Raw genomic sequence first — 25,814 nt, 5'->3', positions numbered from 1 at the left:
AAAAGCGAGGGGGTAAAATCCTAAGCAAATAGGTATAAAATTCTAAATGCAGCCAAAAAAACCGTTTAAAAAGCACGAATGAGCAGATAAAGTGTTAAAATTGCCTGTGCTAACCGAGTTCATTTTATAACAGAAACATTTTGTACTTTTAAACCAGTTAAGCCTAACCATCCCTCATTTTTGTTTCGACATGAAAACCCTGCTAACCTATACATTAGTATTTTTTACCATCGTAAGTAATGCACAGAACAAATATGTTTTTAAACACTTAAATGTAGAAAATGGGCTATCGCAGAGTTCTGTACTATCCATTGCCCAAGATGCCAGGGGCTTTATGTGGTTTGGTACCCGCTTTGGCTTAAACAAATACGATTCGCAATCTTTTAAAGCATACTACAATGAAAAGGCAAATAAAAAAAGCCTTAGTTTTGCAGCATACCTCTCTTCTATTTTAGCCTTAAAAGATGGTTCATTACTCATCGGTACACAACAGGGGCTTAACAAGTATAATGAAGCCGATGATAATTTTGACCGCTATGAGCACGATAGCAACGATCCTACCAGCATTAGCAACCAAAAGGTAAACTGCATTTTTCAGGACAATAAGAACCGGATCTGGATCGGTACCGCCAATGGCTTAAATCTGCTTAACACGAAAGGAAAATATAGCTTTAAACGTTTCCTTTACCAGCCGAAACAGCCTCAGCAGATATACGCCATTGCCGAAGACCACAACGGCACCCTATGGCTGAGCACCACCACTGGCCTAATGAGCATGAGCATTACAGCAGGCAGAACAACCTTTAGGTATTTTAAAAATTTTAGCGACGAACTTGCCAGTGCCACCGATAACCATATTACCAGTATGGTAGAAGACCGCGAAAATAATTTATGGATAGGAACCAAGCAAACTGGTGTAAGCAGGCTTAACCTCAGCACCGAAAAAATTACCACCTTCAAATACTCCAGTTTTAATACACAGGGCATCAGCAGCAATAACGTGCGTAAAATCATGCTCGATCAGGAAGGCAAATTGTGGATCGGCACCCTGCACGGCATCAACATTTATAATCCTGCAAGCAAAAATTTCAGCACCGTGCAAAACGAGCCAGAAAACCCGACAAGCTTGAGCCAAAACTCGGTATACGATATTTTTCAGGATCGGCAGGGAATTATCTGGGTGGGCACCTACTACGGGGCCATTAACATGGTATATCCAAACTACACACCATTTAAGGTGTACAGAAGCGCTACAGCATCCAACGGCCTAAGCAGTAATGTAATCAGCTCCATTATGGAAGATCAGCATCAAAACCTTTGGATTGGTACCGAAGGGGAAGGGCTAAATTATTACGACAGGAAAAACAACACTTTTACCCGCTATAAAAACAACCCGAACAATAGCTCGAGCCTGAGCGCAAACCTGGTAAAATCGGTTATAAGGGATAAAAAAAACAGGATCTGGATTGGTACACATTACGGCGGACTGAACCTTTTTCAGCCAGAAAGCAAGCGTTTTATCAGGTACACCAGCCGCAAAAACGATCCAACATCGCTCAGCAATGATGAAATTACTGCGGTTTTTGAGGATAGCTATGGTAGGTTTTGGGTGGGCACCAATAGCGGACTGAACAGTCTTGATACCGAAACCGGGAAATTTACGCGCAACAGGGTAAATGGCCTGAGCGACGCCGTGCTCTATATTTTTGAAGATGCCGCCCATAACCTTTGGGTAGCCACCAATTCGGGGCTCTACCAGTTAAAAAAAGATGCCATTAAATTTACCAGCCGAGTTGCGGCCAGCCCCGAAATACTAAAATACAACGAAGTTAGCTGTTTAACAGCCGATAAAGACGGTTACCTCTTAATTGGCACCGCCCGCAATGGTTTATTTAAGCTTAACCCCAGCCGCCACAGCTACCTCCGTATTACTGCCCTTGATGGTTTGCCCAGTAACAACATTATGGGCATTTTAGAAGATGATGCCCGCAACTTGTGGATTACCACCGACAAGGGCCTTTGCAGATACAACCCCAAATTAAAAACCTTTAAAACCTATAACGTTAAAGATGGACTGCCCGGTAATGAGTTTAATTACAAATCATTTTTGAAAGATAGCAAGGGCGAGTTTTTTTTCGGTGGGTTAAGTGGCATGGTTAGCTTTTTCCCAAACCAAATTAGGGAAAACAAAAATACCCCTTCGGTTATTTTTACCGGCTTAAAGTTATTTAACAAGCCCGTAAACCTCCATACCGGAGATGGCGTGCTCAAACAGAACATCAGCACCATCAAGTCGATTACATTCAAATCAGACCAGAATATATTTTCTATCGATTTTACGCTACTAAACTTTATCAAATCAGATAAAAACCGCTATGCCTACAAACTGGATGGACTGGAAAAAAACTGGAACTATGTAGATATACCTTCCGCAAACTACACCAACCTTTCGCCCGGAAACTATACTTTAATGGTTAAAGGAAGTAATAACGATGGCCTTTGGACGCAGCATACCAGCACCATGCAGATTGAAATACTACCGCCATTTTACCGTACATGGTGGGCTTACCTGTTTTATTTCTGTGCTTTTGCAGCCATTTCATTTGTATTTGTACGCTATTTGTTAATTAAGGCCGTACTCAAAAAAGAAAAAGAAATTAACGAGCATAAACTCGAATTTTTCACCAACATATCGCACGAAATACGTACCCCTTTAACCCTTATTGTAGGGCCTTTGGATAAGCTGATCGAAGACGCAAAAGATGATCCAGCACTGAACCGGGAGCTACAGCCAATTAAGAACAATGCCCACCGTTTAATGAACCTGGTTACCGAGCTGCTCGATTTTAGAAAGGCTGAAAGCGGAAAAATGACGCTTCAGGTTAGTCCGGGCGATGTGATAAAGTTCTGCCGCGAAATTTTCTTGGCCTTTCAGAACATGGCTATTTCCAAAAATATCGATTACCGTTTCGAAACCACCAATGCAGAAATGGAGCTTTATTTTGATAAGGTGCAAATGGAAAAGGTTTTGTTTAACCTGCTCTCAAACGCTTTTAAATTTACCCCTGCAAACGGAAAAATCAGCTTAAAAATTCACGAAACCGGCCAAACCGTTCATATCCAGGTCTGCGACAATGGCAAAGGCATCCCGATAGAAAACCAGGCCAATTTATTCACCAACTTTTACCAGGCCAATGCCTCAACAACAATAGGCACCGGCCTTGGCCTATCATTATCCAAGAGTATTGTAACGCTGCACCATGGGCACATTGATTTGGAGAGCACACCCAAAAATGATAAACCTTTTGGTTTAACCATCTTTACCGTAAGTTTAAAAAAAGGCAAAGCGCACTTTAAGGCTGCAGATTTTATTTCCGATTACATTTATTACGATAATGCTGCAAATTATAATATTGAAGCCCCTACAAATGCACTAAATCCGGTCGATACTGATGCCTCAGCCACTGACCACAAAAAATACAGCATTTTATTGGTAGAGGATAATGAAGATGTAAGAACCTTTATTAAGCAGGCTTTAAATCCAGCTTATCACATTTACGAATGCGAAAATGGCGCCACAGGCTTAGATCAGGCTTTAACCATTATCCCCGATCTAATTATCAGCGACGTAATGATGCCTGTAATGGATGGACTGGAGTTATGCCGTAAAATCAAAACCGACGAAAGAACAAGCCATATTCCAGTGGTGTTATTAACAGCCCGTTCGGCTTATGTGCACCAGGTAAATGGTTTCGAAAATGGGGCCGATGCTTACATCATGAAGCCATTTAACCTAAAAATACTCGAATTGAATATACAGAACCTGTTAAATGCCCGCGAAACCATTAAACAAAAATTTGCACAGGTAATTACCCTTGAGCCCAAAAACATGGTGATTAATACCACCGAGCAAAATTTTCTGCGTAAAATTATAGAGGTTATAGAAGAGCGCATTGCCGATCCCGATTTTGATGTACCTACCCTTTCTTCTGAAATAGGTATGAGCCAACCAGTGCTGTACAAAAAAATCAGGGCTTTAACCGATCTTTCAGTAAACGACTTTATCAAATCGCTAAGGATAAAAAGAGCTGCCCAGTTATTAAAACAAGGCTCAGGGAATATTGCTGAAATTGCTTATGCAGTAGGCTTTAACGATCGGAAGTACTTTAGTTCCGAGTTTAAAAAACATTTTGGCAAAACACCGAGTGAGTTTATCCATACGGATTAAACAGCACTTTCTATTTCTAATTGCTGTTTACTAAAATGCAAATCCATTACACCTTGATAAACCTGCGTTGCACTGTGCTGCAATAAAGCAGCTTTTGCAAAAAGGTTGGCCAGTGCATAGCGGTTTACCTTGTAATTGTTCTCATACCTTACTGCCAGATAGGCTTCATCCAATACGTGCAGCAAAGCCGCTTCTTCTTCATTATGCAGGTTAAACAGTTCTGCCAGCTCAGGCAAATAGGGCTTTATATAAAGTTGGTGGGTACCAATGCGGTGTGTTTTTTTACTGGCACCAATTACCAAAACCTCAATACTCCGGTATAAAAGATCGAAAAACTGGTGCAGCATAAAAGTACCATGCTCAAAATGCTGTTGCCTTCGGTAAAACTTTGCGCCCGATAAAAATTGTTCTGCACGGGCGGTTTCATAACCATAAGCAAGCTTAACCCGCTGCGCCAAATTATCTGCCGAGCCCAAACTGTGCCGGTTTAAAAAACTTCCGGTTTTGCTAAAGAGGCAGTTCTGTGCTTTACAGGCATCATAAAAAAACAAACTTCCGTTCTGTAAGGCCTGCAAAACCTCGTGGGTATGAAATATCCGGTAGCCATATACCCCTTGGCCATTAAATACAATATTCAGCACGGGTATCAATTCGTTTAAAATGCGGAAATGCTTATTTGAAACCATAATCAGCATTTCTTTTACCTGCCCAGAAAAAAAAGGACTACATACATAAATATATTCAACAGGCACCGCAGCGGTAATCTGCTTTACCAATAACATGGCGGTTTCAGTTTCTGTGCAGTTAGGGTTTAAGTTTTTTTTACGCATAATTACCCCTTTCCTCTTTTGCTATTTCGCCGGCCAGCGGGTTGTTGATAATTAAAAAGAAAGCCTCTATAACCATTAACATATTTTCATATTGTTCGAAAAGAAATTCCTTATCCAAAATTTTAATGCTGCTTTTCATACTAAAGGCTGCATATAACCATTCTAATAGCCCTACCCGCAGCTGTTTAATTTTTGCAGGCACAAAAAAGTATTCGATAAATTGATAAGGGTTAATGGCAAAACGTTCAGGAAGGGCGTTAACGCCATAGGGCAATACCATCTCTGCGGTTTTAAAATGTGGGTTACCGAGCCAATCGCTTTCTGTGGCCACGGCTGTTTCTTTATCGCCGCATGTTTCGTAAATAAGCTTTTTTTCTGCAATTAAATAGCCCGCATTTAGCAGTTGGGTAAACTGGTTGTACAGATAAAAATAATCGGTAGCGCTGCTTACGCAACTCCCTTCAGCAAGTGCGGTGCGGTACCAGTTTTTGAGGTAGGTTTTATGGCCTTCAAGGTTATCCAAATTAAAAAAAGCTTCAATAACACTAAAAGGATTGGCAAACAAAAGCTGATCTACCAGTGGCGATGTACTTTCGAAAACTGCCATATAATGTTGCCTATCAATACTTTTAAAACTGTTACGGCTAATTATCCTTTCGTGGATAAGCCAACAGGCCTCAAGCATTTTTTTAGTGTTTTCGTATATCTGATAAATTTGCGGGTCCCATTCCTGATCGAGCTTGGCCGCTAAGCCTGCAAACAACCAATCTTTGTAAATAATTTTATAACTGGCCAATTGATGGAAGCAAAACACATCCAAAAAAACAAGTTTTGGCTGTTGCATTTCTTCGTTGCTCAGCAGTTTAGGCCAATAATCAAGCAAGATAAGTTCTTTCTCCAAATGGCATTCAGCTGCTTCAATTGCTTTTACAAAGGCAGGATCTGCCAAACCCTGATTAAAAAGCAGATCGGTATATTCGAAAAGTGGCAGCAGCTTTTCATAAAAACCGAACAACTGCGCCGGATGCTGCTGTGGCGAATAATCGGTCTCATTTTGTGGAGGATTTAGCCAGTTTTTTAAAAACATTAAATGATGCTCTACTCTATCAGCAGCAAAAAAGCATTCAATAGCCGCGATAAATTGCACAGTTTCTTTTCTAAAATGATATACTCCTTCCATAAGCTTATATTTTAAATGTTTATATTAGCTAACGAATTTAGCAAAATCAATTAAGTTTAACTACATATTTTACAATAAACTTATTAACATATTTACCACAATGAATGAAAATCAGCGCTTAAAAAGTTTAATGGATTTATTACGGTTTAAAACCCAGAAAGATTTTGCACTAGCACTAAATATTAAGCAAGGTTCTTTATCTGATATTATAAGAGAAAGAATTAATGTTTCCAATGCGATTAAAGATAAGCTGGCACTTAAATTCAATGTAAACGTAGAGTGGATTGAAAAAGGCATCGGCGAGCCGATATTGAAAAAGAAACCTGCGGTATCAGAACCCAAAAAGGGTGTTCCTTATTTTAATTTGAGTTTAGCTGATAAAAAGGATTTTGTAATGAACGACGACCAGGCAGAGTATTTGGTAAATTACCGGCCTTTTAACGATTGTTCTGCCTATTTGCCTGTGTATGGCGATAGCATGTACCCCAAATATGCCTCGGGAGAAATTATAGCCGTTAAAGAAATTACCAATTTTGAAATACTGCAATGGGGCGAAGCTTATGTAGTAATGACAGATGAGGAAAGTAATAGCCTACGCACCATTAAACTGCTTTTTGAGCACAGCGACCCTACTAAACTTATTTTACGCTCATCAAACCCTAATTTTAAAGGCGATACCGTTATCGATAAAAAGAATATTCAGGCATTGTACATCATAAAAGGGAAAATTACCCGCAATACCATTTAACAGCTGCATCGGATATTAAAAACGCAGTCAATTTTTTTAACCAAACTGTATTATTTCTTCACTGGCAACCCGCAGGTCTAAAACTGCCGCCCGCACAAAAATATGCGTTTCATTTCTGCGAAAAAACAGAATTATCAATCTTCCTGCAGATATAAAGGATAAATGGTGCAGATTTAACGCAGATTTTAACTGCAAATATACTCCTCGTTGGTAACGAGGGTTACTCAGATCCGCATTTTTAATGCGTTTAAAAATTGCACCTTAACACGTTGAATCCCAATGTACATAAAAAAGGGAAGTCAAGCTTTAGAAACTTGACTTCCCTGAACAAAAATTAATAGCCTGGGTTTTGGTACATTTTAACCGGATCTAATTTCACTTCATCAAAAGGGATCGGATAATATCTATCTTTTGTAGTTACGTTCGCCAGTTTGGCAATTCCATAAGATGACTGCGGTTTGGCTTTTAAATAGGTAACCAGCTCTGCAGCGGTAAAGTTCCTGATTAAATCGAACCATCTTTGGTGTTCGAAAGCAAATTCGGCCCTACGTTCGTGCAAAATGGCAAGTTTTAAAGTAGGGAATTTTGCGGCATAAGTAGCATCTGTTTTAGCTACCGAATAAACCGGCATGCCTGCCCTTGTTCTTACCATATCTAAATACTGAATGGCTACTGCATCATTGCCCTGCAACATATTTACCTCAGCAAGCATTAAAATTACATCAGCATAACGCATCAATATCCAATCGTTGCCACCATAGCCTGCATTCGTAGCTGCCTGGCTTGCATCGCGGAATTTAGTAATAAACCAATCTTTAACGATTGGATCATTGGCAAATTTCACAGAAAAATCTTTCCTTAAATCGCTTGTTTCGTACTCATTTATCAGATCGAGCTTTACATTGCCACCAATCCCCGTTGATGGTTTTAGCGAATTGATGGTTTCGCCTTTGGCCTGGTTGTTTGCGGCAATGCTCGAACTAAAATTAATATCTCCCTGACGGTAAGAAATCTGGAAAATTAATTCTTTACAGGTTCCTTTTTTAGCTACATCAAATACATCGGCATATGGAATCTCAGCCAAATTTCCAAAAGCCTTCATATTGTAGGCCGCCATCAGGTAAGTATTTGCATTGTTTAAGTTTTCGGTTTTATTTGCTGGCAACGTTGCTGCCATCGTTAAATAAACCTTACCCAAATAGGCATTAATTGCCGCTTTAGAAGTCCTTCCAACATTTGCACCCGTTTGGAAATTAGGCAATGTGCTGTTAAGGGCTTCTTTCAAGTCGCTTACAATCTGGTTATAAACATCGGCTTCAGGCACCCTAAAAGTATTCTCTTTTACTTCGTCGGCGGTGCTAAGCTGTTTGGTTACCACGGGTACAGGACCCCATTTTCTAACCAGTTCGAAATACATAATAGCCCTGATAAACTTAGCCTCTGCCTTGTAGTTTTCTTTGGTTGCAGCGTTGGCAAAAGATACTTTATCAATATAGCTAAGCACAACATTGGCTCTACCAATGGCCTCGTAAAGTGCCAGCCAGTGGCTCTTTAAATAAGAATTGCTTGGTAAAAGCGAAAAGTCGTTAAATTGGAACGGCTCACCAGCATTACTTTGATTATCATTTCTACCTGCATCATCCGAGCGCTCGTCGGTAAACAGTCCGCTGTTCTCGCCCAGGGTATTACTGCTTCTAAGCGATTGATAAACACCATTTACAGCCAGTAGCACATCATTTTCTGTTTTAAAATAATTTTCTACAGCAATGGCATTGGGGTTGCTTTGATTTAGAAAATCTTTTTTACAGGCACCTAAGCTTAAAACTGTACTTAGGGCCAATACTTTATAAATATGTTTTTTCATTTCTTTAATTCTAAAAAGTCAATTTAATACCTAGGTTGTAGGTTCTTGCCAATGGGTAATTTCCATAATCTACACCCGGGGCAAGGTTATTACCTGCACTATAATCTACTTCCGGGTTATAACCTTTATAATCGGTAATGGTAAAGGCATTATCTACACTGGCGTAAATACGCACATTGTTTACTTTTATCGCATTGCTCAGTGTTTTTGGCAGAGTATATCCCAATGTAATATTGGTACATCTGAAATAAGATCCATCCTGAATGTAGAATGATGATAAACGGGTACTGTTGCTTTGCGTACCTGCACGCGATGCACGGTAGTTCAAACCACTGCCTGGGTTCGCTTCATTTCTGTAGCGGTCGGCCACATCAACATATTGGTTTCCGGAACCTTCAAAGTTGTACAGGTAATAATCCTGACCATCTAAAACCTGGTTTCCATACGATCCGTTAAACGACGCTCTTAAATCAAACGTTTTGTAAGAGGTGTTTAAGGCAAAGCCATAGGTAAATTTTGCATATGGTGTGCCAATTACGGTTTTATCTGCATCATTTACTATGCCGTTACCATCGGTATCCTGAAAATATAAATCGCCTATTTTTGCCGGGTTTGTAGACGACGCTGAGCGTGCAACTTTGCCCAAGTTATCGGCCGTAATCCGTCCTAAAACCTTAAACCCATAAAACATCCCAACAGGTTCGCCTTCTTGGGTTACGTGTGTAATATACGAGCGTTCTGCACCAGCTGTAAAAATTGTACTGTTACCACCCAGATCTAAAACCTTGTTCCGGTTGGCGGCAATGTTTCCGCTCAGGCCGAAAGTGAAGTTTTCATTTTGGATAATCTTACCATCAATCTGCAAATCGAAGCCTTTGTTACGCACTTTGCTATCAGCAAGATTGGTTAAAATTGATGATGCTCCGGAAATTGCCGAAAGTAGCTGGTTAAACAATAAGTTATAAGAATAACTTAAATAATAATTTGCCATGATGGAAACACGGTTTTTGAACAGACTGATATCTGTACCAAAGTTAAACTGGGAAGTAGATTCCCAACCCAATCCCTTATCCTGAACGCTGCTTGGCCAAATGGCTGTAGAAATTGCGCTTCCAAATACCGCCCCACCCGGTGCATTTAACTCCTGTTGGATACGGTAATCCGGAATATTGTTGTTTCCGCTTAAGCCCCAGCTAGCCCTTAATTTAACCCTTGATTGCTCGCCCAAAAAGTTATTGTAAAAACTTTCGTCAGATAAATTCCAACCGGCAGCTATTGAAGGGAAGTTACCATACTTGTTTAACGGACCAAACCTCGAAGATCCATCACGGCGGAAAGAACCGGTTAAAAAGTATTTTCCAGCATAATTATAACTAAAACGGCCAAAATAAGAGAGTAAAGTGGTTACTACCTTTCCAGTTCTTTTGTCGAGACTAAAAAAACCTGCTTCAGCACCTTTATCTGTAATTTCTCCGATATAATCATTCTGGAACCCGCTTGCCCCTACACGGATCAGATCGCTTGATGTTTTTTGGGCAGAATAACCTCCTAAAACATCGATACTGTGTTTACCAAACGTTTTATTATAGTTTAATGTAAATTCTGCCAGTTGATCTACCTGATTAAGCGTTTGCGCTATTGCATTGGCAGCCCTAATCGATTCGGGAGAATAAGGCGGGGTATTTCCACTACTTAAGCTGGTTGGCAAATAGTATTCATACTTTTCATTATAGGTCTGCGTTCCTAAATTAGCCTTAAAATTAAGTCCATCTATAATTTTGTAGGTTGCATTTGCATTATAGTTACTTCTTGTGCTCTTTCTGGTAATTTTTAGCTGTTCAACTGTTGCCAAAGGGTTTTCAGGGTTTTGAATACCAAATTCAGATGCAATAGCACCCATTCCAAAATGTACGGGATTGCCATTTGCATCTCTTGCAGGCAAGTAAGGCAGATAAATCAAAGCCGACATCATCGGACTTAAGTTATAACGTCCTTCCTGCACCTCTCTGTTATTATTCTGTGTATAAGAAATATTTGCACCTACATGTAAGCGTTCATTCACCTTACCATCAATGTTGCCCCTAAAGTTGGTTACCTTTTGGTTGGTGTTGGTTACAATACCATCGTTATTCTGATAACCGCCGCTTAAAAAGTATTTAACATCTTTAGTTCCGCCAGAAAAAGAAAGGTTATGGCGTTGGAAAGCTGCATTGCGGTACAGTTCATCCTGCCAATCGGTATTATAAGTAGCAGGAATAGCCTGTTGTGTACTAAAGTTGTACAAATTGGTTGGGATGCGCACACTGCTTCCATTACCTACATTACTTACGCGGGTATCGTTATTATCACTAAACATCGCATCATTCCATACCTTACCCGAGTTCACCCATAAATCTTTATAGGCATTGTTACGGCCATCAATTAGAAGCTGGATAAATTGGTTGGCATCCAATAATTTTACTTTTTTTGCCAATTGTGAAATGCCTCCCTGTACATCGTATTCAAACTTTCCTTTACCATCAGCACCTCTTTTGGTGGTAATCAATACTACACCGCCCGATGCTCTCGAACCATAAATGGCAGCAGAAGCGGCATCTTTTAGAATGTCAATGGTTTCAATATCCTCTGGATTGATGGATACATTGTTACCGGCCGGATAACCATCAATAACATATAAAGGATCAGAACTGGCATTAATTGAACCAATACCCCTCACCCTTATTTTAGTGCCCGAGTAAGGCGCGCCGCTGGTTTGCGATACCTGCACCCCGGCTACTTTACCAACCAGTGCCTGACCAACAGTTGGAGAGGTTAAATTCATTTCACCTGCTTTAACACTACTGATTGCTCCGGTCAAATCAGACTTCCTGATTTTCTGGTAACCAATAGCTACAACCTCGTTTAAGGTGTTGCTGCTTTCTTTTAAGGTAATGTTTATATTTTGGCGGTTGTTTACCATCACCTCTTGGTTATCGTAACCGATATAAGAGAATACCAGAACAGCACCTTCATCTACATTAATGCTATACTTACCATTGGTATCGGTAACGGTTGTTTTTTTTGTTTTCTTTTCAAAAACACTCACGCCCGGTAAAGGCTGGTTGTTTTGGTCGGTAACTGTTCCACTTACCTGTGCAAATGATTGGTGTTTTAACTTTGATGTTATTACATCGCGGTTTAAGGCTATTGCATCCGAATTGCAGATGGCCAGCAATCCTAAAGGCAAAAGCAGTTTCCTGCAAGCACTTTTCATACTTGCGGTTAAAAAAAATGATGTCATCTTTTTGTTGTTTGTATGGTTTTGAAATATAAATCGGGGGTTGTGTTTTTTTGGGCTGAGCTGTAGATTTCACATTTACATAGGCTTATCCTTAATGGTTAACAAGTAATTTCTGAGCGTTCTACAGCCGCAAAAGTAGAAGTGTACTTTTAACACCATGTATCCATTATGTTAAGTCTTCTTACCCAGAAATGCTGCATTTTTAAATTAATATTAAGTCCTATTGGGCATAAAATAAATCGATTTACCAATCGATAAAGAATAACATCAGTTTAATGTTCCTTTAATAACAGAATCCGTTATTTGAACTCAAAAGTTGCTGATGAAAACATTGAATCCGATATTAATGGTTGTGGTGATGTTCTTCGTGGCCTGGTACCAGGAAACCACCGGAAAAATCACAAAAAATACTACAGTTGATGCTTTAGGTGCCTGCCAGGGTATTACTTACCAAAACGGTCGCTATTATCTTTATGGCGACAGGGAAGTTGGGGTAATGCGCGAATATCAACTGCAAAAAGACTCGTTAATTTACCAGAACAGGGAATTTAAGTTTACCGTTAAGGATGAAAATATCATTAAACATCCTACAGGAATTGCCTACCATAAAGGCCTACCCACTTTTGTGGGCAATTCGGTACGCCAAAATGCAGAGGGTACCTTTTGGAAAGCCGTAATTAACTGCATTAACTGGGAAGGTTTTATAAAAACAGGCACCTTAGATGGAAACTTAATCAAAACCATCGAAGATGATGCCTGCATACAGGGAACGAGGCCAGAATACATCAACTACAAAGGAAAATGGTTTGTAGCCACTGCAGATTATGGAAACAAAACAAACCAGGTTCGGCTATACGATCCAACAGCTTTGGCCAAGGCCGATAAAACCAGCGAAAAAGGAATTTTATTCAAGAAATTTAACTGCTCGCCATGGGTACAAAACCTACATTTTATTGCAGATAAAGGGATATTGGTGCTGATACAGAACCAGGTTGAGGGGCGTAAATGGAGATTGACTTTTTTAGATCTGGATAAATCAATCGAGAGTGGACAAGAGGCGGTTTTAAGTGTAATTGATACCGACAAAGCCGACGAACTGGAAGGTTTTACCTTTACCACCAACAAGGAAAAAGGTATAGCGGTAAGTTCATCACGCACAAACAATGTAAGTTTTATGGATTTTAGCTGGAATAAATAACGTTCCACCGGTCGGTGTCCTTACCGATCGCCGCAGAACAGACAGCCCGCATTGCTTCTTCTTTACTTTCCTTTTACACATCTTCGCCGTATCTTTAATCAAAATAAAAGGAAAGAAATATGAATACTGAAAAAGCCATTCTTGCAGGCGGTTGCTTTTGGGGAGTAGAAGAACTGATACGTCATTATCACGGTGTTGTTTCTACAGTGGTAGGCTATACCGGCGGTGATGTTCCAAATGCCACTTACCGCAACCATGGCACACATGCCGAAGCTATCGAAATAACCTTTGATCCAACTATATTATCTTATCGTAAATTGTTAGAATATTTCTTTCAGATACACGATCCAAGTACGCGCAACAGGCAGGGAAATGATGTAGGTACCTCTTACCGCTCAGCCATTTTTTTTAACAGTAAAGAACAGGAAGAAACGGCAAAGGCACTGATAACAGAATTAGATGCTTCGGGTAAATGGCCGGGAAAGATTGTAACTGAGGTAGTACCTGAAACCGATTTCTGGAATGCGGAAGAAGAACACCAGGATTATTTACAGAAAAACCCTTATGGTTATACCTGCCACTTCGAAAGACCAGATTGGAAATTGAATTAACACCCACAAAATCGTCATTTCGACCGTAGTGGAGAAATCTTTTGATGAGGTATGGAAATAAACAAAATGGTCTGTGAGGACACAGACCATGGTGCAAATAACAAAAAAGCAATTTTCGGTTAGAAAATTGCCTTTTTGTTTGAAGTAGAATTTTGATTAACCACTAATCATCATCGTCTTTTTTCTTTTTCTCCAGAATGACAAAGGCACTCCGTTTTGGTGCCGGCATTACCGATTGTTCGCCCTTAACCGATTTCCACACCACCTCATTTAAGTCTAAATCGGGTGCCGAATCTTCTTTTGCAAAGTTGAAAAGTTCAGACCGCCTGCTGCTTTCATTAACGGCTACATTTCTGGTATCTAAATCAATTAGCGGCTGAATTACGGTGTAAGGAGTAAAATCAGGGGTAGCTGTAAAACATTCATATAGTGGCATGGCAGCAGCATCGTACTGGCTCATTGGCGGTAAACCCAAAATCAGCTCCATTGTGCGTAAAAAACCAGAAGTAGAGTACATGGTATGAACAGGCGTATTTCTTTTTACGTAAGGGCCAACCACATAAGCCGGCGAACGGTGTGCATCAACATGATCAGGACCATTCTGCGCATCATCTTCCAATATAAAAACAACCGATTCTTTCCATATTTTACTGTGGGATAAATGTTCCAATATACGGCCAACGGCTAAATCGTTATCGGCAACTGCCGCCTGAGGCGAATATTTCCCTTTCTTTTGTCCGCTGGTATGATCGTTTGAGATCCTTAGAGTATTAAACTGGGGTACCACACCTGCAACCAACAGAGAATCGAAATCGTGCTGCCAGGCATCTACCCTTACCTGATCTTTAATATCCATATCAAAACCTGGCGATGCCGCACACATATGGCCCTGCAACGATTTGATATTCGCTTTGCCATAATCGCCAAATTCGCCATAACTGCGATAACTTATCCCTGCGCGTTGGCAATAATCCCAGATAAAACCTCCTTTTGGATAAGTAACTGGTCTGCCACCCTCAAAGGTTGTGCTGCCACCACGTGCACCATAACTGGTTGGCCAGGTTTTTTCAACTACATCAGTGGCATAGGCAGCCATACTCCAATTGTGTCCATCGGCACTCACCTCTGCATCAACATAAAAATTATCAAGCAGTACGTAATTATCGGCAAAAGCATGCTGGTTAGGCGTAATTTTTCTACCAAAAAGGGTTAAGGTAGAATCGCCATTGCCCTTTGGCATATCGCCAAGCACCTGATCGTAGGTCCTGTTTTCTTTAATGATATAAAAAACATGCTTAATCGGCGATTTTTCTCCCTGTTTACGCGGTATCGGATTTCCAGCCTCACCATCAGCAGTAATGGTGCGCTTATCGGTAAAAGGGGTGTTGGCATAAACCTGTTTGGTGTATACCTTTAACTGCTCGGGTTTTGGCGCATCAATAAAAGATAAGGTGCCCTTAAACAAACCTGCAATATACTGTAATCGGCTATTGGCTGTACTGCCCATATGGTAGCCACTATTATCTACTTTCGAAATTGGTTGAGGTCCCTGTGGGTTGGCCATAGAAGTATTCCCCTTACCGTTGGTAACCAAAATTTTCGAGCCCAGCACCTTAACACTTGTTGGGTACCAGCCTACCGGGATAAACCCTTGACTTTGGCTCACGCCAGGCTTGCTTACATCGAATACAGCAAGGCAATTGTTATCCGCATTGGCAATGTACAATGTTTTTTCGTTGCCACTCAAGGCTAAACCATTCGTGGTAGATCCTGTTAATTGCGTAGCATAAAGCGTTGTGGCAATGGTTTCGATTACCTTATTGTTCAACGTATTAATAACTGAAACCGTGTTATCGTTTGCATTGGCCACAAACAACATATTGCCTTTTTTATTTAGCAACAACTCGTTCGGATGATCGCCTACGGGAATAAGCCCTTTAATACTTTCTGAAGCCAGATCAATAACGGCGACAGATTTTCCGCCCCATAGTGAAACATACAGCTTGCTTTCATCTGCTGCCAAAACACAACTGTAAGCAATGGCAGGAAGCTGAATCTTCTTTAAGATCTGCTTCTCAACAGGGTTGATAATGTATAAACTGCTATCCTCTTTGGTTACGGTATACAATTTACTGTTGCTCTTGTTTACGGCAATACCTGCCGGACAGATTTTCCCCTTGGGCCAGACTGGTCCGAGTTTAATTGTATCGCTTTTGCCCAGTTTATCGTTCTGGATATTGAAATCCAAAATCCAGTTGTCGTTACCACCAGAGGCATAAAGGTGTTTTTCATCTCGGCTAAAAGCAATTCCATACCACGATTTGCTCAATACCTTTTCATCTATAATCTTTTCTGTTTTGGCATCAAGCAGTTGTAACGACTGTGTACTTTGCCCGTTGTTGGTAATGGCGAGGTATTTACCAGAAGCGCTCAGCTGCATATTTAAGGGCAGATCGCCCAATTGCACCGAATGCCCAGCGGGGCTCAGTTTCCATCCATTCGGCAATAAAATCTGCTGAGTGGTTTCGTTTTTGCCAGGCCACTGTGCAAATCCCCTTTGGATAAACACAAAACCCAACAATATAAACAAGTACGATTTTTTCATCTTTATTAATTGAATATGCAATACTAACGGTGTAAATTAAAATTAACCAAGGCCCTAATGGTATAGCCATTGCCCGATGCTACCGAACCAATTTCGCGGATGGCCTCTGATGGGATAACCTGGCTACGGGTAGCATAAAAAACCGGTCCTCCAGAAATAGAGAACGACAGTTTCGAATGGTTTGGCTCCAGGTTGATCGATGGACCGATCATTACTTTTGCGCCACCTTCGGCTTCATCTTTTTCCCAAAAACCTTCTAAATCTTGGCCCAAAGCCTCAATTCCGAGGTATAAAACATTCGAAACACGGTGCTGATACCCGAAACTGGTAATAAAATCCAGTTTATCTCTCGATTGATCGAAGGCCTTTTCAAAACGCAAGTTGCCCGCCATCCTCCAGTTTGTACGGTCGAATGAAGCAGTAATCCGGCTTATTGCCGAACCTGTATTCGACCAATCTCTACTTAAACCTAAACCGGCGCCCAACCTAAAACCAGTTATCCCTTTACCACCAATCAAATCCCTGATTACTTCAGCTTGTTCAGCAGAGGTAACACCTCCCGAATTGGCAAAACCAATTGCTGCTGTTGCATAAAGGGTAAACCGGCTGCCCAGATAACCTTTAACACCAAACTGTTGCCCTAAACCGTCGTACCCAAACTGTCCGTTGGTTCTTTCTCCGTAACTTCCCGAATAGTGGATATTCCAGCGTGGGTTTTCTGCCGTAAGGGTGTTTAAAGAGAATAGAAAGGGTTGAGCTGCATCGGTACCACTCTTCATTTGCGGTGTCATTTCATTTATTTTCTGCGCTGCACAATTTAAAATAGTAGCTGCAAAAACAAACATCAAAAATATCTTTCTCATGGCTTAAAATTTGGTTTCGTTTAACAATGGCGATTGGCTTGCATTTACCTGATACGTATTGATCTTGTCATGCTCATCAACCTCTACAATACGGTAACCTTTGTAAGCGGTGCCCCAATTGCCTCCAATGTGTGCATCGAAAAAATGAGGCAGCTTATCGGTATAAAAAACCGCATCAAGACTGTGGTCGTGCCCATGGAATACAGCCTTAACATTGGCATAACTGTGCAATAGCTTAACCGTATCGGGGCATTCTACAAAAGGGCTTTCAGGCACCCAAAAATGTGGTGGGATATGGAGTACAACAAAAACTGTTTTAAGGTTTTTAAACTTATCGAGTTCCTGTTTTAGAAAATCATTATTGGGGCACAGGTAGGTTCCTTTGGTATCGGAAGTATTGGCCAAAACAAATCCCACACCGTTTTTTTCAAAAGAAAAATTATCCTCATAACCAAAAACCGATTTCCAGATCTTGGCGTCGGCATGGTCGTGGTTACCTGGAATGGCATAAAAAGGTACTTTAAGCCTATCGTAATATTCTTTTTTAACTTCTGATAAAAGCTCTGGCCTATCGTGCACCAGATCACCGTTAATGATCACGAAATTCAATGGGTTTTTATCGTGCGCTTCGTTAAGCCATTTCACAATATTCTCGTGGTGCAACTTATATTCAGTTCCGGGCTGCCCATAATGCCCATCAGAAGCAATAGCGAAACGCAATTTGGGTGCTTTGCCAGGTTTAGCGGGCACGGGATGCGCCTCAGCGTAGGAAGAAAAAACCGGTGAAATACTGGCCACCACAGCAGCGGCCAAACTATTTTTCAGAAAAAAACGTCTGTTAGGCATAAGGATAAGATATGTTTTGTATCAAAGCCCAATATTAGGATCACCAGACTTCTTAAACATAAATTTAATGTTATGATTAAGTTAACAGAACACTAATTATGTATCAATTTTATAACAGAAAAAGGTTATTCTCCAAAGCCTTTCGAAGAAGTTTGAGCAGTTATTGTTTCAAATGATAAGATAAGAAGCCTATGGTTAAAAATCAATTCTGCGTTTATCTTCTTAAATCTGCGGGACACAATTACGGAGTTCCCGCTGATTGCGCAGATCTCGCAGATACAGGCTTGAACTATGCTAAGCATCCGTGTATATCTGTGCTTCCGTGACTAAACAATAAAAATGGTCTGTGGGGACACAGACCATGGCTTATCCATGGCTTATCTTATCCTATCCCTCGGTCTGTGTCCTCACAGAACGAAAACAATAACGCTATAATGAGAAAACCGACAAAAAAGATAAAAATAAATGGTCTGTAGGCCAAAGACCATGGCTTATTCTAAAAAATAATTATCCCTCGGTGTGTGTCCTCACAGAACGAAAACAATAGCACTATAATGAGAAAACCGACAAAAAAGATAAAAATAAATGGTCTGTGGGCCACAAACCATGGCTTATTCTAAAAAATAACGATTGCTTGCTTTACGATCAGGTATACCGCAAGTGCGAATAAAAATATCGCAATAGATTTATTGATGATTAAACTGCTCAATGCAAACTTCTCTTGAATATAAGTTGCAAAGTGCGCATAAAGATAAAGTGCCAAAGCAGAACCAACTCCCGAGCCTAAACTAAAAATAACAAGCGAAAGATAATCGGTTTCAATCCATTGGTGTAAAATAACGTAGTTGCCAAAAAACAGCCAGAAAGGGATCTGAACAGGGTTTAATACGCCCAAAATCAATCCATATAAAACACTGCCACTGCGTTTATCTTCTTTTTTACTGCTGGTTTTAGGTACTTTTTTCCTGTTTTTCCAGGTAATGGTTCCCATCACCAAAAACATAACAATCATAAAGCAGTCTACCAATGTACCCAGCCGCACTTCGCTTACAGCCTCGTTCGGATTAATATCGCTCATGGCCCAACGGGCAAAACGCATCATACCGAAGGTAAAGAAAACCTCTACACAAGAGAACGACAGGATAAAGTACCAAACCTGGCGCATGCCCTTGTTTATGGCAAGCTGTGCAACGGTAAGGTTAATGTTGCCTGGGGGAATGTACCCCATAGCGTTGAGGATAATGCCTATGAAAAACGTTAGAAAAAGCATTGCCGAAATTATGGATTTAAATTTAAATGCGATGCTAAATATTTTCCGGTATACGATTTTTCTACCTTAACCAGATCTTCGGGTACACCTTCAAATACCACTTCTCCACCGCCATCGCCACCTTCAGGACCAATATCGATTACCCAATCAGCACATTTGATCATATCCATATTATGTTCAATCACCAAAATGGTATTGCCCTGCTCAATTAAAGTGTTAAGTGCTTTCAACAGTTTTTTAATATCGTGAAAATGCAGACCAGTGGTTGGCTCATCAAAAATAAACAGTGTTTTGTTGGCATTGTTACCTTTAATTAAAAACGAAGCCAGCTTGATACGCTGCGCCTCTCCACCCGATAAGGTATTGGAAGACTGCCCTAAATGCACATAGCCCAAACCTACATCAACCAATGGATTCAGCTTATTGAGGATCTTCTGCTCATCTTTAAAAAACTCAACAGCTTCATCAATGGTCATATCCAAAATTTCGGATACATTTTTTTCTTTATAGGTTATATCTAAAACCTGCTGTTTAAAGCGTTTACCGTTACAAGCTTCGCAAGGCAGGTAAATATCGGCCATAAACTGCATTTCTATCTTTACCTCACCTTCACCCTGGCAAACATCGCAACGGCCACCCTCTACATTAAAAGAGAAAGCAGCCGGTTTCAATCCCGCAGCTTTTGCAGCGGCCAATCCCGAAAACAGCGCGCGGATATCATCCCATGCCTTAACATAGGTAACCGGGTTTGAACGGCTAGAGCGGCCAATAGGGTTCTGATCTACCAGTTCTACTGCACTTACCAGATCATAATTGCCAAAAATACCATCATAGGCTCCGGTTTGCTCACCGGCGTAGTTTCCGATAGCTTTTTGTAGTGCCGGATACAGGATTTTTTTAACTAAACTCGTTTTACCCGATCCGGAAACCCCGCTAACAGCAGTAAATACGCCCAGTGGAAATTTTACATCAATATTCTGAAGGTTGTTTTCCCTTGCGCCTTTAATCAGCACATGATCTTTCCATTTACGGCGTTTCTCAGGGATAGCAATTTTTTCTATACCAGCCAGATACCGGCCTGTTAAACTGTTTTTATCTTTTAATATTTCTTCGTAATTGCCGCTAAAAACAAGGTTACCACCATGTGTACCAGCTTCTGGACCTATATCAATAATAAAATCGGCAGCGCGCATCATTTCTTCCTCGTGTTCTACCACCAAAACGGTATTGCCAACGTTGCGCAGTGAAATCAATACCTCTATCAGTTTATTGGTATCGCGCGGGTGCAAACCAATACTCGGCTCATCAAGCACATAAATAGATCCAACCAAGCTGCTGCCCAATGAAGTGGCCAGGTTAATCCTTTGCGATTCTCCCCCCGATAAGGTATTGGATAAACGGTTCAAGGTCAAATAACCCAAACCAACATTATTTAAATATAGAAAACGGTTATCAATCTCGGCCAGCAGGCGTTTGGCAATTTTGGTATCGTTTGCATTTAATTTAAGTTCGTTAAAGAAAACGAGGGCTTTGGCCAATGGCATCAAAACCACATCGATAATCGATTTATCGGCAATTTTAACATACGATGCATCTTTGCGCAAACGCGAACCTTTACAATCAGGGCAGGTGGTTTTACCGCGGTAGCGCGATAACATTACCCGGTACTGGATTTTATAGGTCTGCTCTTCCAGCTCCTTAAAAAAAGCATCTAAACCAGCAAAATACTGGTTGCCGGTCCAAAGCAGTTGTTGTTCCTTTTCCGTTAGTGCACTGTAGGGGCGGTGGATCGGGAATTCGAATTTCGGTGCAGCTTTGATAAAATTCTGCAGCCACACGTTCATTTTCTCCCCACGCCAGGGTGCAATGGCATTATCGTACACACTTTTACTTTTATCAGGTACAACCAGATCTTCATCTATACCGATTACATTTCCATAACCTTCGCAACGTTTACAGGCGCCGTAAGGGTTATTGAAAGAGAAAAAGTTAGGTGTTGGTTCTTCAAAACGGATACCATCCAGTTCAAAGCGATCGCTGAAATGTTTGGTGTTGCCATCGGCCTCAAGATAACAATCGCCCTTGCCTTCAAAAAAAGCAGTCTGCGCCGAATCGGCCAAACGGCTTAAGGTTTCTTCTTCCTGGTTGGTTACAATACGGTCAATCAGGATCTGAACGGTTTTATCATCTGTTAAGGCTGCATCTTTAAAATCTGCATCATCCAGTACACTTTCTATCTTTTCTATTTTATCGTTTATCCTAACCCTTAAAAATCCTTTTTGTAATAGGATGGCCAGTTCTTCTTTAATTGTACGGTTATTGTGCGGGTACAGCGGACAAAAAATGGTTACGGTTGTACCTTCGGGCATTTCATTTACATAATCAACCACCGTACTTACCGAATCCTTTTTCACTTCCTTTCCCGAAACCGGAGAAATGGTTTTTCCGATACGCGAAAAAAGCAGTTTAAGGTAATCGTAAATTTCGGTAGAAGTTCCAACCGTTGAGCGTGGGTTAGAGGTAATTACCTTTTGTTCGATGGCAATTGCCGGGGCTATACCTTTAATATAATCAACATCCGGTTTATTCATCCGGCCCATAAACTGGCGGGCATAAGAAGATAAACTTTCTACATACCTGCGTTGTCCTTCTGCATATAAAGTATCAAATGCAAGCGAAGATTTCCCCGAACCAGACATACCCGTTACCACCACAAGCTTATTTTTTGGAATGGCAACATCTATGTTTTTTAGGTTGTGCACACGGGCACCTTTTATGATAATATTTTTGTGCGGATCTTTTTCGGCCTCTTTTTTGCTCATGTATTGTAAAGAATATATTTATTAAACCCCATAAAGTAATTAGGGTTTTAAGAACATACAAAAATAGGGTACTGAGACGGTTAATTTATTTTTTAACATTTTATTTTTTGCTTTTTGATAAAAAAATAACTTTCTTTGGATATTAACAACCTCAGAACCAAACTAACACATCAAAAAAACATAGGAGAGAAGCTATAGAAATTAAACATCTACAAATTAATTTTTAGCAAATAGTACGGGATTTAGTGTAGGTAAACCTATGAATTTACAATCATATAATGATCAGGACCTGGTAAAGGTATATATTGCCGGGAACGAGAATGGATTGCAGGAACTTTTAAGAAGACATAAAAGTAAAATTTATACCTCTATCTACTTATTGGTTAAGGACCAATATCTGGCGGAGGATATTTTTCAGGATGCTTTTATAAAGGTAATCAATACCCTGCGGTCGGGAAGATATAACGAAGAAGGTAAGTTTTTACCATGGGTAATGCGTATTGCGCATAACCTGGTTATAGATTATTTCAGAAAGGAAAAAAGAACGCCCATCATCACCAGTGCGGATGGAATGGATGTATTCAATATGCTACACTTTTATGATGAGAGTGCAGAAGACAGAATGCTCCGCGACCAAACCCACAAAGATTTGAAAGCAATGATCCATTTATTGCCAGATGAGCAGAAAGAAGTGCTTTTAATGCGCCATTACGCCGATTTAAGCTTTAAAGAAATAGCCGATTTAACCGATGTAAGCATCAATACCGCACTTGGCCGTATGCGCTATGCACTGAGCAATCTGCGTAAAATGCTCAAAACAAAAGAGATGACCTATAAAGGGTAGTGAAATTGTTACATAAAATAATTTGGGGCTTGAAATAAAGCATCTGAACTATCGTTAAGTTTATAAAACTTATCACATTCAGTTGCTTATGACAAAAACCTCTACATCAAAAACAAATGTAAATTTAGCTACACCCAACATGTTTCAGCCAAAAACTGATATGGAATCTGACGCAGAAATCGACTTATTTTATGATCAAATCAAAGGTAAGTTAGATAGACTGGCTAAAAATCCTCAAGATGAAACCATCAACAAGATTTTAGCTTATAGCAGATCGAAGTAACAAATTTACACGAGCCAAAAAAGCTTGTTCCACAGGGTGGGGCAAGCTTTTTTTTTGTTTATTGTTTATTCGTCATTGGTTCATTGGTCATTGGTCATGCAAAATGCTTAGTATGGTTAATCGGTTAATTGTTTAACTGGTTAACTGTTCATGTCCATTGCTAAATTGTTTGATTGCTAACAGCAAACTGCCAAGCAGGGTTAATTGATTAACTGTTTAAATTGGTTAACTGAAGCGCCATGAACAACTTAATGTTCTTAATTCCTTAATGATAAAATCTAACTCCAACCTAGTTATTGAATATTGTAAAATAGTTAATTGATTAACTGAATCGCCCTGAGCAACTTAATGTTCTTAATTACTTAATGGTAAAATCTAACTCCAACCTAGTTATTGAAAATCATATAATAGTTAATTGGTTAATTGGATCGCCGTGAGCAACTTAATTTTCTTAATTCCTTAATGGAAAATTCTAACTTCAACCTAGTCATTGAAAATCATATAATAGTTAATTGGTTAACTGAATCGCCGTGAGCAACTTAATGCTCTTAATTACTTAATGGTAAAACCTAACTCCAACCTAGTCATTGAAAATCATATAATAGTTAATTGGTTAACTGAATCGCCGTGAGCAACTTAATGTTCTTAATTCCTTAATGAAGTTAATTGGTCAACTGTACCATATTGACAATTGTTTAATTGTAGGATTGTTAAATCGCCAACTGCACCTATATTTAAAATCCCACCAACAATAATGCATTGCTTCTTCCATCTCACATCTTCCATCTTATATCTTCCACCTCCTATAAATGTCCTAATTTTTACAATCTCCTAAAAGAAAAAGCCCTACCTTTACATAGTGTAAATTTAACACTAACTCCACTATGAACAAGAACTTGCTTCCACTCACTTTAGGCGGTTTGGGCATCGGTATAACAGAGTTTGTTATGATGGGCCTCTTACCCGATATATCAAAAGATTTGGCGGTTACCATTCCACAGGCTGGACATTTAATTTCTGCTTATGCCCTAGGTGTGGTTATCGGAGCGCCCCTGCTGATTATGATTGCAGGTAAGTACCCACCCAAATCGATCCTCATTGCTTTGATGGTCATGTTCACCGTATTTAATGCCTTCTCTGCCTTTGCCCCAACTTTTGATACGTTATTTATGGCCAGGCTGCTTTCGGGTTTACCTCATGGTGCTTTTTTCGGTGTAGGCTCGGTAGTAGCAAGCAGAATAGCCGAAAAAGGAAAGGCAGCACAGGCCGTATCGTTAATGTTTATGGGCTTAACCATTGCCAATATTGTTGGTGTGCCGCTGGGTACTTTTATTGGTCACAATTTTTCTTGGCGCATATCTTTTGCTGTAGTTGTATTCGTTGGCTTGGTTACTTTATTGAGCTTAAAATTGTGGTTACCGGCATTGGAAGCTACTAAAAATCGTGATTTAAAGGCAGAATTAAGCTTTTTCAAAAAAAGAGAGGCCTGGATCATTATCTTCATGATTTCAATCGGAACCGGTGGTTTATTTACCTGGTACAGTTACATTGCCCCTTTAATGACCGAGGTTGCAGGTTTTTCGTCAAATGCAGTTACCTATATATTAATGTTAGCAGGACTTGGTATGATGTGCGGAAACTACATCGGCGGTTTACTGGCCGATAAATTTTCGCCGGCAAAAGCATCTGTAGCCTTACTGTTAACCATGGTTGTAACCTTGACCATTGTACATTTTGTATCATCGAGCCAGCCTTTGGCTTTGGTTATGACTTTTATTACCGGAGCAGTATCATTTGCCTTGGCTGCACCTATCCAAATGCTGATGATCCAGAGCGCAAAAGGATCAGAAATGCTGGCTGCATCTGCAAGTCAGGCAAGTTTTAATATCGGCAATGCCTTAGGCGCGTTCTTCGGTGGACTTCCGCTGGTTTATGGCTTCGATTACACCTCACCCGCATATGTTGGTGCAGCAATGGCCTTAGTTGGTGCTTTCTTTGCTTTCTGGTTAATCAAAAGTAATCAGGGAGCAGCAGAGCCGATTAAAGTGCCTGCCACTTCTTTTCATTAATTTTGAACAAAAGCGTGATTGAATTAATCACTCCCGGTGTAATTAATTCAATCACCAATCTTCCAGTAATCAATTCCTTTCCCTTATACGCCCAAATGTGGCTCCAATAGCAAGTCCGCAAAAACTTTTATTCTGGTTTATATTGGCATGGAGCCCCAACGAGAGGATGTAATGCATTTGCCGAATGCGATAGGTTATTGAAAGAAATGGATTAGCTTTCAGCTGGCGGTTCAAAATTTGCAGTTTCAAGTTGGCATTTTCCACTTGGCACCT

General features: G+C 40.2%; 16 protein-coding genes. 7 read left to right on the top strand and 9 right to left on the bottom strand.

Features of this window, described 5'->3' with window-relative positions; all coding sequences use genetic code 11:
• Positions 1-190 precede the first annotated feature (190 nt).
• Positions 191-4,228 carry a two-component regulator propeller domain-containing protein gene (locus tag ACS5PU_RS11800; RefSeq protein WP_439459367.1) on the top strand — a complete coding sequence of 1,346 codons (4,038 nt, stop codon included), beginning with the start codon at positions 191-193 and terminating at the stop codon, positions 4,226-4,228.
• Here ACS5PU_RS11800 and ACS5PU_RS11795 read toward each other — a convergent pair.
• Both ACS5PU_RS11795 and ACS5PU_RS11790 read right to left on the bottom strand, forming a co-directional pair.
• Positions 4,225-5,058, bottom strand: coding sequence for a hypothetical protein (locus ACS5PU_RS11795; protein WP_439459366.1), 834 nt, complete (start codon positions 5,056-5,058; stop codon positions 4,225-4,227). The two genes, ACS5PU_RS11800 and ACS5PU_RS11795, sit on opposite strands and share 4 nt — an antisense overlap.
• Positions 5,051-6,238, bottom strand: a complete 1,188-nt coding sequence (locus ACS5PU_RS11790) for a hypothetical protein (RefSeq protein WP_439459365.1) — start codon at positions 6,236-6,238, stop codon at positions 5,051-5,053. Before ACS5PU_RS11790 ends, ACS5PU_RS11795 begins: the two co-directional genes overlap by 8 nt.
• A 130-nt stretch (positions 6,239-6,368) precedes the next feature.
• Here ACS5PU_RS11790 and ACS5PU_RS11785 point away from each other — a divergent pair, with 130 nt between their 5' ends.
• Positions 6,369-6,986 carry a LexA family transcriptional regulator gene (locus ACS5PU_RS11785; RefSeq protein ID WP_439459364.1) on the top strand — a complete coding sequence of 206 codons (618 nt, stop codon included), beginning with the start codon at positions 6,369-6,371 and terminating at the stop codon, positions 6,984-6,986.
• Positions 6,987-7,320: 334 nt separating this feature from the next.
• Here the strand turns inward: ACS5PU_RS11785 and ACS5PU_RS11780 are convergent, their stop codons facing one another.
• Positions 7,321-8,850, bottom strand: coding sequence for a RagB/SusD family nutrient uptake outer membrane protein (locus tag ACS5PU_RS11780; RefSeq protein WP_439459363.1), 1,530 nt, complete (start codon positions 8,848-8,850; stop codon positions 7,321-7,323).
• A gap of 10 nt (positions 8,851-8,860) precedes the next feature.
• On the bottom strand, positions 8,861-12,103 hold the full coding sequence (locus tag ACS5PU_RS11775; RefSeq protein WP_439459362.1) for a SusC/RagA family TonB-linked outer membrane protein: 3,243 nt from the start codon (positions 12,101-12,103) through the stop codon (positions 8,861-8,863).
• 349 nt (positions 12,104-12,452) lie between these two features.
• Between ACS5PU_RS11775 and ACS5PU_RS11770 the strand changes: the two genes are divergently transcribed.
• Together ACS5PU_RS11770 and msrA are read left to right on the top strand one after the other, a co-directional pair.
• Positions 12,453-13,328 (top strand): hypothetical protein, encoded by an 876-nt coding sequence (locus ACS5PU_RS11770; protein ID WP_439459361.1) that lies wholly within the window; start codon positions 12,453-12,455, stop codon positions 13,326-13,328.
• Between the two features lie 119 nt (positions 13,329-13,447).
• Positions 13,448-13,939: a peptide-methionine (S)-S-oxide reductase MsrA gene (gene msrA, locus ACS5PU_RS11765; protein ID WP_439459360.1), complete on the top strand. Its 492-nt coding sequence runs from the start codon at positions 13,448-13,450 to the stop codon at positions 13,937-13,939.
• Positions 13,940-14,102: 163 nt separating this feature from the next.
• Here msrA and ACS5PU_RS11760 read toward each other — a convergent pair whose 3' ends face one another.
• The 5 genes from ACS5PU_RS11760 to uvrA all read right to left on the bottom strand — a co-directional run bounded on the left by ACS5PU_RS11760 (position 14,103) and on the right by uvrA (position 22,345).
• A complete protein-coding gene (locus tag ACS5PU_RS11760; RefSeq protein WP_439459359.1) occupies positions 14,103-16,544 on the bottom strand; it encodes a bifunctional YncE family protein/alkaline phosphatase family protein in 2,442 nt (813 codons plus the stop codon).
• A gap of 23 nt (positions 16,545-16,567) precedes the next feature.
• The gene (locus tag ACS5PU_RS11755; protein WP_439459358.1) at positions 16,568-17,407 is read right to left on the bottom strand and encodes a hypothetical protein; all 840 of its coding nucleotides are present in this window, start codon (positions 17,405-17,407) and stop codon (positions 16,568-16,570) included.
• Between the two features lie 3 nt (positions 17,408-17,410).
• On the bottom strand, positions 17,411-18,253 hold the full coding sequence (locus ACS5PU_RS11750) for a metallophosphoesterase family protein (protein ID WP_439459357.1): 843 nt from the start codon (positions 18,251-18,253) through the stop codon (positions 17,411-17,413).
• Between the two features lie 616 nt (positions 18,254-18,869).
• The gene (locus ACS5PU_RS11745; RefSeq protein ID WP_439459356.1) at positions 18,870-19,481 is read right to left on the bottom strand and encodes a LysE family transporter; all 612 of its coding nucleotides are present in this window, start codon (positions 19,479-19,481) and stop codon (positions 18,870-18,872) included.
• 50 nt (positions 19,482-19,531) lie between these two features.
• Positions 19,532-22,345, bottom strand: coding sequence for an excinuclease ABC subunit UvrA (gene uvrA / locus ACS5PU_RS11740; protein WP_439459355.1), 2,814 nt, complete (start codon positions 22,343-22,345; stop codon positions 19,532-19,534).
• A 259-nt stretch (positions 22,346-22,604) separates the two neighbouring features.
• On the opposite strand from uvrA, the gene ACS5PU_RS11735 reads away from it, so the two are divergent.
• From ACS5PU_RS11735 to ACS5PU_RS11725, 3 genes are all read left to right on the top strand, one after another.
• Positions 22,605-23,189 (top strand): RNA polymerase sigma factor, encoded by a 585-nt coding sequence (locus ACS5PU_RS11735; RefSeq protein WP_439459354.1) that lies wholly within the window; start codon positions 22,605-22,607, stop codon positions 23,187-23,189.
• A gap of 88 nt (positions 23,190-23,277) precedes the next feature.
• Complete coding sequence (locus ACS5PU_RS11730; protein ID WP_439459353.1) at positions 23,278-23,472, top strand: hypothetical protein; 195 nt, start codon at positions 23,278-23,280, stop codon at positions 23,470-23,472.
• An 884-nt stretch (positions 23,473-24,356) separates the two neighbouring features.
• Positions 24,357-25,541, top strand: a complete 1,185-nt coding sequence (locus ACS5PU_RS11725) for an MFS transporter (protein ID WP_439459352.1) — start codon at positions 24,357-24,359, stop codon at positions 25,539-25,541.
• The last annotated feature ends 273 nt before the right edge of the window (positions 25,542-25,814 follow it).

The organism is Pedobacter sp. GSP4 (assembly GCF_051857575.1).
Taxonomy (GTDB): Bacteria; Bacteroidota; Bacteroidia; order Sphingobacteriales; family Sphingobacteriaceae; genus Pedobacter.
Note: the sequence above shows the minus strand (reverse complement) of the source record. Positions and strands in the feature narration are given on the sequence as shown.